This window comes from Azospirillum sp. B506 (assembly GCF_000333595.1).
GTDB lineage: Bacteria > Pseudomonadota > Alphaproteobacteria > Azospirillales > Azospirillaceae > Azospirillum.
On record NZ_BADK01000477.1, the window covers coordinates 1 to 9,215 of the forward strand.

A 9,215-nucleotide genomic window follows, 5' to 3' on the forward strand; every position below is an offset into this window, starting at 1 on the left:
GGTAGACGTTGAGAAAGACGATAAAGAAGACCAGGGTCACCCCCAGCGCCACCTTCGACCAGATGCCGAGCCCGAGCCACAGCGCGAAGATGGGCGCCAGCACCACGCGGGGCAGCGCGTGACCGCCTTGATGTAGGGGTCGAAGACAACGGAGACCAACGGGGCACGGGCGAACCAGAAGCCGAAGGCGATGCCCGCCACCGTGCCGATAATAAAAGCCAGCGCGGTTTCCAGCAGCGTGATGCCCAGGTGATACCAGATGACGCCGGAGGCGAAATCGGCCCAGGTGCGGGCCAGCACCGCCCCCGGCGTGCCGAAGAAGAAGGGGCTGAGGATCTTCGTATCGGTCAGGACATGCCAGACCAGGAAGAACGCGATCAGGACGGCCAGTTGCAGCAGCAGGATGACCGGGCGGCTGGGCAGGCGTTTGGCGTGGGATCTCATGATGTCGTCACCGCAGCTTGGTCTGGGCGTAGCCCTTCAGCACCTCGTCGCGCAGCTGCGCCCAGATTTCCTGGTGCAAGGCGAGGAACTGCGGGGTCATGCGGATTTCCGCCACGTCGCGCGGCCGGTCGAGATCGATGCGGTACTCGCCGATCAGCCGCGACCCCGGCCCGGCGGACAGCACCAGCACCCGGTCGGACATGGCGATGGCCTCCTCCAGGTCGTGGGTGATGAAGACCACCGACTTGCGGTCGGCCGCCCACAGGTCGAGCAGCTCGTTCTCCATCATCTGGCGGGTCTGGACATCGAGCGCCGAGAACGGCTCATCCATCAGGATGATCTTGGGATCGACGATCAGCGTCTGGGCCAGCGCCACGCGCTTGCGCATGCCGCCGGAGAGTTGGTGCGGGAAACGGTCGCCGAACCCTTCCAGCCCGACGCGCGACAGCCAGGGCAGCGCGCGCTCCCGCGCCTCCACCTTGGAAACGCCGCGGAACTCCAGCCCGGCGGCGACATTGTCGAGCGCCGACTTCCAGGGCATCAGCGCTTCGGCCTGGAACATATAACCGGCCTTGGGATTGATGCCGGTCACCGGCTGGCCGAAGGACAGCGCGCGGCCTTCGCTGGGTTTGAGCAGACCAGCGGCGACATTGAGCATCGTCGATTTGCCGCTGCCGGTCGGGCCGACGATCGACACGAACTCCCCATCGGCAACGGTGAAGCTGGCACCCTGGACGGCAGTGTAGGAACGTCCTCGGCCGTCGGGTGAGGGAAAGGTGCAGGTCACGCCCTCCAGTTGGAGGGCGGGCGCCGCGGCGGCGGCCTCGGCCATGTCGGTGTGGTCCTTATCGTTCGGGCAATGAGCTTTGGTTGGAGGCTCATACTGTCCGAAGAGAAGCATATCGGCAACCGCTTGAGATCTCCGTAGTTTCCGAAAGGAGCCATTCCGCCAATGCACCGCTCACGGTGTCAAAGAAGGGACGCGCGCCCTTATCGGTTGCCGGGGCGCCCCACCCTCCAGCATCAATGGCATAGATCGAAAGCCAGCCCCCTACCCTTCGCGGAGCCGACATGCCCACGCTGCCGAAACGCCCGTTGATCGCACTTGCCGTCCTGGCCGCCCTGCTTGCCGCATGGCTCGGCTTCGCCGCCTGGTACGATCACCACCAGCGGACGGAAGAACAGCCGGCCACCTACAGCGCGCTGATCGATCAGGCAGGCCGGGGCGAACTGAGTTCGATCACCTTCTCCCATGGCACCGGCCATGCGGTCGGCACCGACGGCAGCCGCTATCGCGTCGTCTTGCCGGTGACCGACGACCTGCTGAAGGAGATGCGCGCCCATAAAGTCGCCATCGCCTTCGACGAGGGTCCGGGCGGGCTGATGGCGCAAACGGTGGGCGTGCTAGACCGCGCCGCGCCCTTCATCGTGGTCGCCCTGCTGATCGGCGGGCTGCTGATGAGCGGCGGGCAGTTCTTCGGCATGAGCCGCGCGACCCGCGTTCGGCCGGAGGACACCAAGACCGTCTTCGCCGACGTGGCCGGCGTGGACGAGGCCAAGGAGGAGTTGCGCGAGACGGTGCAGTTCCTGAAGGACCCGCGCCGCTTCGCCATGGCCGGCGCCCGCGTGCCGAAGGGCATCCTGCTGGTCGGCCCACCCGGCACCGGCAAGACCATGCTGGCCAAGGCGGCAGCGGGCGAGGCCGATGTGCCGTTCTTCGCTGCGTCGGGTTCGGATTTCGTCGAGATGTTCGTCGGGCTGGGGGCGGCGCGCGTCCGCAGCCTGTTCAAGACCGCCCGAGCCAACGCTCCCTGCATCCTGTTCATCGACGAGATCGACGCGCTGGCGGGCAAGCGCGGTGAATCGACCAGCCATTCCGAACGCGAGCAGACGCTGAATCAGTTGCTGGTGGAAATGGACGGCATCGTGGATATCGGTGGAAGGGGCGGCGAGGTGGTGGTGATCGCCGCCACCAACCGGTCGGAGATGCTGGACGCCGCCGTGCTGCGCCCCGGCCGCTTCGACCGCCACATCCATGTCAGCCTGCCCGACGTCGCCGGGCGCGAGGCCATCCTGGGCGTCCATGCCGGCCGCCTGACCCTGGCACCGGACGTCTGCGCCCGCACGGTGGCGCGTGGAACGCCGGGCTTCTCCGGTGCCGAACTGGCCAATCTGACCAACGAGGCGGCGCTGTCGGCGGCGCGCCAGGGCCGGGTCGTCGTCACCATGGCCGATTACGACGCGGCCAAGGACCGCGTGCTGATGGGCACCGAACGCCGCAGCCTCGCCCTGACGGCGCACGAACGGCGGCTGATCGCGGTGCATGAGGCCGGCCACGCCCTGGTATCGCTGCGCTGCCCGCAGGCCGATCCGATCCACAAGGCCACCATCATCCCGCGCGGCGGCGCGCTGGGCATGGTGGTGCGCCTGCCGGAGGGCGACCGCGTGTCGGTCTCCCGCGCCAAGCTGATGGCCGACATCGCCGTCGCCATGGCCGGCCGCGCGGCGGAGGAGATCGCCTTCGGCGCCGATCAGGTCACCACCGGCGCCGAGGCCGATTTCCGTGCCGCCACCGATCTGGCCCGGCGGATGGTCACCGCCTGGGGAATGAGCGAGGAAATCGGCTTTGTCGCCCACGCGGCAGCCGAGCCAGGGGCGCGGTCGGAGCGGACCGCCTGGCGCATCGACGAGGAGGTCCGCCGTATCACCGACGCCGGCATGGAGCATGCCCGCCGCCTGCTGCGCACCGACCGCACCGCACTGGACGGCATTGCGCAGGCCCTGCTCGAACGTGAGACGTTGAGCGGTGACGAGATCGCCGCCCTGGCCGACGTCCAGACGGAGCGTGCAACCGAAGCAGCCTGACTGTGGACGGTAATTCGATACCTCTGCTATCGAAAGGAAATGTCCCGCATTGCGGTGCGGCTGCATACCGGAGTAGACTGATCCCAATCGTTTCAGGGTAACAGGAGAGGGGAGCGATGACGGGGACGCTATCCCGACGCACGGTTCTGGGTGCCTCGCTGCCTCTTCTCTCCACCCTTCCCTTCGCCCGATCCCGCGCCGTCAAGGCCCAGGCGCCTGCCGCGACCGTCCGGGTCGGAGCCTATGAATTTCCGCCCTATGTCGATGAAACGGGACGCGGCGTCACCCGCGACCTGCTGGACCTGCTGAATGCCGCGCAGGAAGAGTTCCGGTTTGAGATGGTCAGGACGGCACCGCAGCGGCGTTACGAGGATCTGGAACAGGGGCGGTTCGACATCATTGCCTTCGAATCCCTCAGTTGGGGCTGGCAGGACTATCCGGTCGAGGCCACCCGCCCGTTTCTGCGCGATGCCGAAGTGTTCGTCGCAAGGGCAGCACCCGGAATCGACCAACATTATTTCGACGATCTGAACGGAAAGACGATTCTCGGGCGGCTGGGCTATCATTATGCCTTCGCCGGCTTCGATGCCGATCCCAAGCGGCTGGAGCAGCGCTACCGGACCCGGCTGACGGTGACGCATGAAGGCAATGTCCGCAGCGTCGTTGCCGGCCGAGCCGACCTCGCCATCGTCACCCGCTCCTTCCTGATCCGCTTCCTGCAGCGCGAGCCGGAACTGGCCCGCCAGATTCTGGTGTCCGACCGCACCGACCAGATCTACGAACACACCATCCTGACCCGGCGTGGCGGAGCGGTCACCGCCGCCTGGCTCAATTCGCTGATCGATCGGCTGGAAGCGGATGGACGGCTGGAGAGTCTGTGGCGGCAAAGCGGGATTTTGACGTGAAACGCCGCTCCTCGCTGCTGGCGCGGGTGTCCGGAGTCATCCTGCTCACGACCGCCGGCATCGGCGGCGGCGCGATGCTGCTGTCGGAGCATATCGTCGAAGGACAGCGCCATCAGGATCTGCTGCGCCGGGCGGAGCTGGTTGCCGCCACCCAGGCCGACGCGCTGAGCGGCCCGGTGTGGGAACTGGACAACCGCAGCGCCCAGCGGATGATCGAGGCGTTGACCGGCCGCGACACGGCCATCCGCTCCATCGCCGTCTTCGAGACCGACCGGAACGATCCGTTGGCGCGGACCACGAGCAGAAATTCGCCGAGCGTCGACGAAGCCGGCCTCGTCACGGTCGAGCGCCCCATCCTGCTGCATGGGCGGGAAGGACGGGTACAGACGGTCGGCAGTCTGCGAATCGTCTATTCGGCGGCGGAGGTGCGACAGGCCACCCTCGACGCGCTGATCCCGGTGGCCGGCCTGCTTCTGCTGTCGCTGCTGGGCGCGATGGCGGTGCTGGGCCTGACGTTGAACCGAATGGTGCTGCGCCCGCTGCGCCGTTTGACCCAGTTGGCGAGCGCGCTGGCGCACGGCGATTACAGCGCCCGCATCGATGCCCGTCGGAGTGACGAGATCGGCGTGCTCGCCGACGGCTTCAACCGGATGGCGGAGACGGTCCAGGATCATACCGGCATGCTGGAAAACCGGGTCCGCGAACGCACGGAGGCTCTGGCCGCCACCAACCGCGCCATCATGGACAGCATCAACTATGCCCAGTTGATCCAGTCCGCCATTCTGCCGGGCGCCGATACGCTGTCCGCCGGGCTGACCGACCATTTTGTGCTGTGGCGTCCGCGGGATGTGGTCAGCGGCGATTTTTATGTCTGCCGCGAGACGGCGGACGGCTTCGTCATCGCCGTCGCCGACTGCACCGGCCACGGCGTGCCCGGCGCCTTCATGACGATGACTGCCAGCGCGATCCTGAACAATGTGCTGGATCTGCTCGGTGCGGAGGACCCGGCCGCCGTCCTGGCCGCCGTCGACCGCAAGGTCCGCGCCGCCTTGCATCAGGAAACTGAAGCCCGTGGCGGAACGGAGTGTTTCGACAACGGACTGGATCTGGGGATCTGTCACATCCGGCCGGCCGAGGGGCGGCTGGTGTTCGCCGGCGCCCGCATTCCGCTGCTGATCGTTGCCGATGGCGGCGTGACGGAACTGCGCGGAGACCGCCGCAGCCTGGGCTATCGACCAGCCGCGACCCGACCGGCAGAGGAGAACGCCGGCTCGAACGGCAGCGGGGAGCCATTCACCAACCACAGCATCGCCCTGCGTCCCGGCCAAACCTTTCTGATGGGGACCGACGGGCTGGCCGACCAGAATGGCGGCGAGCAGGGGCACAGATTCGGCCGGGTCAGGCTGTGCGAGCTGCTGAGCCAAGGCGGCGACGGCCCGCTCGACCGGTTGAAGTCCAATCTGGAATGCTCGCTGGACCGGTTCCAGGCCGACCGCGAACAGCGTGACGACATCACCCTGTTCGGTTTCCGCGTGCGGCTGAGGGACGCAGTTGCCGGTTCCAGCACGGGAACCGATCGCCAAGCCGCGTAAATTCCCTGGACCAATTGCACGAATCTGTTACAGAGATGTCATCTTTTGTGACAGGTTGTGACGTGAACACAGCAAGAGCGCTGCATTCCACTCAACTTTGTTTTAAAGTTTAGGTATTCTGGGGTATGTTGCGCGCGCTGGAGTGGTGATAGGGAGAATACGGCATGGCCGGTCCTACGATCGTCGTGGTCGAAGATGAGAATTCGCTGCGGTCCGACATGGTCGAGTATCTGTCGAGCTGTGGATTCGATGCGATCGGCGCGCGAGACGGGGCTGAACTGGATCGGCTGCTGCAGACCCGCAACGCAGCCATCGTCATCCTGGACGTCAACCTGCCGGACGAGGACGGATTCAAGATCGCGGCCCGGCTGCGCGATGGGCATGGCGCCGGCATCATCATGGTCACCGCCCGCAGTTCCACTGTCGACCGTGTCGTCGGGCTGGAGATCGGTGCCGATGCCTATCTGGTGAAGCCGATCGAACTGCGCGAACTGGAAGCACAAGTGAAGTCGCTGCTGCGCCGTTTGAGCGAACGTGCGGCCGAATCGGCTGCCCAGTCCGCCAACGGACATACATCCGGTGAGAGCGCCGGCGATGGCACGGACGAGGCGCGATGGCTGCTGGATCCGACGGAATGGAGCCTGACCAGCCCGGCTGGAATCCGCATCGGCCTGACCAGCATGGAGATGAAGCTGACCAGCCTGTTGGCCGCACAGGCCCGCAAGCCGGCCACGCGCGACCAGATCTCCCAGGCACTCTACAATCGCCGCTGGAATCCTGAAGACCGCTCCATCGACACTGTCGTCGGTCGCCTGCGCCACAAGGTCGAAGGCGCCATTGGCGGACCGGCGCCGCTGAAGTCGGTACATGGTGTCGGTTATGTGTTCTCCGCGCCCATAAGGGTGATCGGCGCCGTTCAGAGTTGAGCCGGAGCCAGAGAGTGATCGTTTCAAGCGGTATCGCTTGATGCGTGACTTACACGAAAAAGATAAAAGCTCAGAATCAGTCCGATGCTTCATTGATCAGCGATCAGCGATCAGCGATCAGCGATCAGACACTAAATCGCCAAATCCTGAACCGGCAACTCGTGATCCGGTGTGCGGCGGGGGAACAGCAGGGTGAAGCTGGTGCCGCGGTCTGGCGCGCTCTCCACCGAAATAGAGCCCATCAACACGCCGACCACGAGATTGTGGACGATGTGCAGTCCGAGCCCGCTGCCGCCACGGCCCCGCCGGGTGGTGAAGAAGGGCTCGAACACCCTGGTGCGGTGCTCTTCGGCCATGCCGCGGCCATTGTCGGTGAAGCACAGGCGAACGGTATCGGCGTCCAGGCAATCCACCAGGATTGCCATGTCGCCCGCCCGCCCGTCGGCGAACGCATGGGTCAGGGCATTCATCACCAGATTCGACAGGATTTGCGACAGGACGCCGGGATAGCTGTCCAGTTCCAGATCGGGTGGGCAATCGACCGCCACCGCATGGCCGGAGGGCCGCAATTTCGGCTGCAGGCTGACCAGGGTGTCCTGAATGTAGGCGGCGAGGTTGATGCTGCGCCGAACCGCGCTGGCGCGGTCTACCGCCACCTGCTTGAAGCCGGCGATCAGCTGTGCCGCCCGTTCGCAATTTCCGAGGATCAGGTCGCTGGTGTCGATGGCCGTGGCGAGATAGCGCGCGAACTCCGCCTTGCTCAATTCGCCATCGGTTGCCCGCCGGCGGATCGCCTGGGTGGCGTCGGCAAGATGGGAGGCACAGGAGACGGCGATGCCGACCGGCGTGTTGATCTCATGGGCGACGCCGGCGACCAGGGCACCGAGCGAAGCCAGCTTCTCCGACTGGATGATCGCCTCCTGTGCCTCGCGCAGTCGATCCAGCGCCGCCTCCGCCTCGTCGCGCCGCCGTTCCAACTCGTGGTTGGCGTCGCTCAGTTGGGCCTGCAGCCGGTCGCTGACCCGCACGAGGCGCTGCTGCTCCCGCGTGCTCAACTCGAAGGCGGCCACCAGCGCGCGGAATTCGGCCAGGCAATCCGGCGCCAGGGCGTCAAGCCTCTTCTCCAACGCGCGGGCTTTGGCAAGCGCCTCCTCCTCTGCGGCGAAGAGATTGAAACTCATGGGACGCCGCCTGCGGGCATCTCCCGCATCCGGAAAACGACATACCGCAAATCCTCTGCGAAATCCTCCCCCAATTCGCGCATGGAGTCGTCGTTCTCCTCGATACACCAGGTCAGCGTTACCGGCCGCCCCCCCTTGGCCACGGTCTCCAGCATCTGGAAGATGTTCATCAAGGCCTTTGCGCTGGAGCTGTTGAAATAGAGAAGCTCCATATCGAAGCGGATGGCCGCGCCATCGGCACAATCGAGGAAACCGCGCAGCGCCTCGAACACCGGACCGAAAAAGCCGGCAACGTCGTCGGGATAGGACTCACCGGTCATGCGCAAATGCCCGCTGGCAAAGTCGAACGACACGCCTGGCGTGCGACCGGTAGCGGGAATGATCAGGCAGTCCATGACGTGTCGCTCGCTTCGGCCGCTCATACGCGGACCTTGAGGCAGAAGAAGCTGCGGTCCGCGTCCATCGCATTGAAATCGTAGTCTATGGGATCGCTTGCCCGCCGGGCGATCTCGATCAGCCCCAGGGTTGCACCACGGCTGGCATCGTCCGGCTCCTCGCGCAGCTGCTCGCGGTAATAGGTTTTTATGCCGGCGCGATCCAGTCCCTTCAGATGCTCCAGCCGTTCTTTCAGACGGGGGACTTCACTGTTGCGAACGGTGTTGCCGCAGACGATGAAGACCTTGCCCTGCTCCATGCCGATGGTGACCATGCCAGCGCTGAGTTCAACCGCGCGGCCCGCATTGCCGGACATCTTTTCCGCCGAATAGCGGATAATATTCTGCATCTGCTCGACAAACACCGAAAAGACCCGGCGGATGGTGGGTCCGTCCGCCGCCTCCAGAACCATCTTTTCGCGCAGCGCCTCCCCCAGAGAATAAAGTATCCCTTCCGACAAGTATCCACAGAAAGAGAACAGGATCCCCTTCTCGTCGAGATCACGTTTTATCGATGCATATTGCTGGGCAAGCATGGTTGCAGCCTGACATTCCACCAGTCCCCTGATCCCGCCAACTATGTCATCTCCTATGACAAAGGGCTATAGTCTTTCGGAGATGTATGACATCAGGCCGCTTCAGACCGGCAGGACGACCCGGAAGGTCGATCCCCGCCCCAGGATGCTGTCGACTGCCACCGCGCCGCCATGGAGAAGGAGAATCTGCTGGACGGTGTGGAGTCCGATGCCTGTGCCCGGCACACCCGACGCGCCCGATCCGCGGAAGAAGCGGTCGAACAGGCGCGGAAGCTCCGGCTCAGGAATGCCGCGGCCATGGTCGGTCACTTCGATCACGCCATCGCACCGTC

The 9,215-nt window shown here is 65.2% G+C and carries 10 protein-coding genes; 4 read left to right on the forward strand and 6 right to left on the reverse strand.

The genetic code is table 11. The features are described from left to right. Positions 1 to 36 precede the first annotated feature (36 nt). A complete protein-coding gene (locus I71_RS14270) occupies positions 37 to 444 on the reverse strand; it encodes an ABC transporter permease (protein ID WP_244433836.1) in 408 nt (135 codons plus the stop codon). Between the two features lie 7 nt (positions 445 to 451). Then, positions 452 to 1,276 carry an ABC transporter ATP-binding protein gene (locus I71_RS14275; RefSeq protein ID WP_042695519.1) on the reverse strand — a complete coding sequence of 275 codons (825 nt, stop codon included), beginning with the start codon at positions 1,274 to 1,276 and terminating at the stop codon, positions 452 to 454. Between the two features lie 239 nt (positions 1,277 to 1,515). On the opposite strand from I71_RS14275, the gene ftsH reads away from it, so the two are divergent. From ftsH to I71_RS14295, 4 genes are all read left to right on the forward strand, one after another. Further along, complete coding sequence (gene ftsH, locus I71_RS14280) at positions 1,516 to 3,309, forward strand: ATP-dependent zinc metalloprotease FtsH (RefSeq protein ID WP_042695520.1); 1,794 nt, start codon at positions 1,516 to 1,518, stop codon at positions 3,307 to 3,309. 116 nt (positions 3,310 to 3,425) lie between these two features. Further along, positions 3,426 to 4,214, forward strand: coding sequence for an ABC transporter substrate-binding protein (locus I71_RS14285; RefSeq protein WP_042695521.1), 789 nt, complete (start codon positions 3,426 to 3,428; stop codon positions 4,212 to 4,214). Then, positions 4,211 to 5,806, forward strand: coding sequence for a SpoIIE family protein phosphatase (locus I71_RS14290; RefSeq protein ID WP_083897158.1), 1,596 nt, complete (start codon positions 4,211 to 4,213; stop codon positions 5,804 to 5,806). Before I71_RS14285 ends, I71_RS14290 begins: the two co-directional genes overlap by 4 nt. Before the next feature lie 164 nt (positions 5,807 to 5,970). Continuing rightward, on the forward strand, positions 5,971 to 6,732 hold the full coding sequence (locus I71_RS14295) for a response regulator transcription factor (protein WP_042695523.1): 762 nt from the start codon (positions 5,971 to 5,973) through the stop codon (positions 6,730 to 6,732). A gap of 131 nt (positions 6,733 to 6,863) precedes the next feature. Here I71_RS14295 and I71_RS14300 read toward each other — a convergent pair whose 3' ends face one another. The 4 genes from I71_RS14300 to I71_RS14315 all read right to left on the reverse strand — a co-directional run. Then, positions 6,864 to 7,913 carry a sensor histidine kinase gene (locus I71_RS14300; protein WP_042695524.1) on the reverse strand — a complete coding sequence of 350 codons (1,050 nt, stop codon included), beginning with the start codon at positions 7,911 to 7,913 and terminating at the stop codon, positions 6,864 to 6,866. Further along, positions 7,910 to 8,308: a DUF1987 domain-containing protein gene (locus I71_RS14305; protein WP_042695525.1), complete on the reverse strand. Its 399-nt coding sequence runs from the start codon at positions 8,306 to 8,308 to the stop codon at positions 7,910 to 7,912. The genes I71_RS14300 and I71_RS14305 overlap by 4 nt, the downstream gene beginning before the upstream one ends. 23 nt (positions 8,309 to 8,331) lie before the next feature. Continuing rightward, positions 8,332 to 8,883, reverse strand: coding sequence for a SiaB family protein kinase (locus I71_RS14310; RefSeq protein WP_042688567.1), 552 nt, complete (start codon positions 8,881 to 8,883; stop codon positions 8,332 to 8,334). Between the two features lie 102 nt (positions 8,884 to 8,985). Then, positions 8,986 to 9,215: sensor histidine kinase KdpD (locus tag I71_RS14315; RefSeq protein ID WP_148294239.1), on the reverse strand; the 230-nt coding region annotated here is incomplete at its 5' end.

What these genes read in the sequence shown, in the direction of transcription:
- I71_RS14270 (WP_244433836.1), bottom strand. Translation starts at nt 444, where the DNA reads ATGAGATCCCACGCCAAACGCCTGCCCAGCCGCCCGGTCATCCTGCTG.
- I71_RS14275 (WP_042695519.1), bottom strand. Translation starts at nt 1,276, where the DNA reads ATGGCCGAGGCCGCCGCCGCGGCGCCCGCCCTCCAACTGGAGGGCGTG.
- ftsH (WP_042695520.1), top strand. Translation starts at nt 1,516, where the DNA reads ATGCCCACGCTGCCGAAACGCCCGTTGATCGCACTTGCCGTCCTGGCC.
- I71_RS14285 (WP_042695521.1), top strand. Translation starts at nt 3,426, where the DNA reads ATGACGGGGACGCTATCCCGACGCACGGTTCTGGGTGCCTCGCTGCCT.
- I71_RS14295 (WP_042695523.1), top strand. Translation starts at nt 5,971, where the DNA reads ATGGCCGGTCCTACGATCGTCGTGGTCGAAGATGAGAATTCGCTGCGG.
- I71_RS14300 (WP_042695524.1), bottom strand. Translation starts at nt 7,913, where the DNA reads ATGAGTTTCAATCTCTTCGCCGCAGAGGAGGAGGCGCTTGCCAAAGCC.
- I71_RS14305 (WP_042695525.1), bottom strand. Translation starts at nt 8,308, where the DNA reads ATGGACTGCCTGATCATTCCCGCTACCGGTCGCACGCCAGGCGTGTCG.
- I71_RS14310 (WP_042688567.1), bottom strand. Translation starts at nt 8,883, where the DNA reads ATGCTTGCCCAGCAATATGCATCGATAAAACGTGATCTCGACGAGAAG.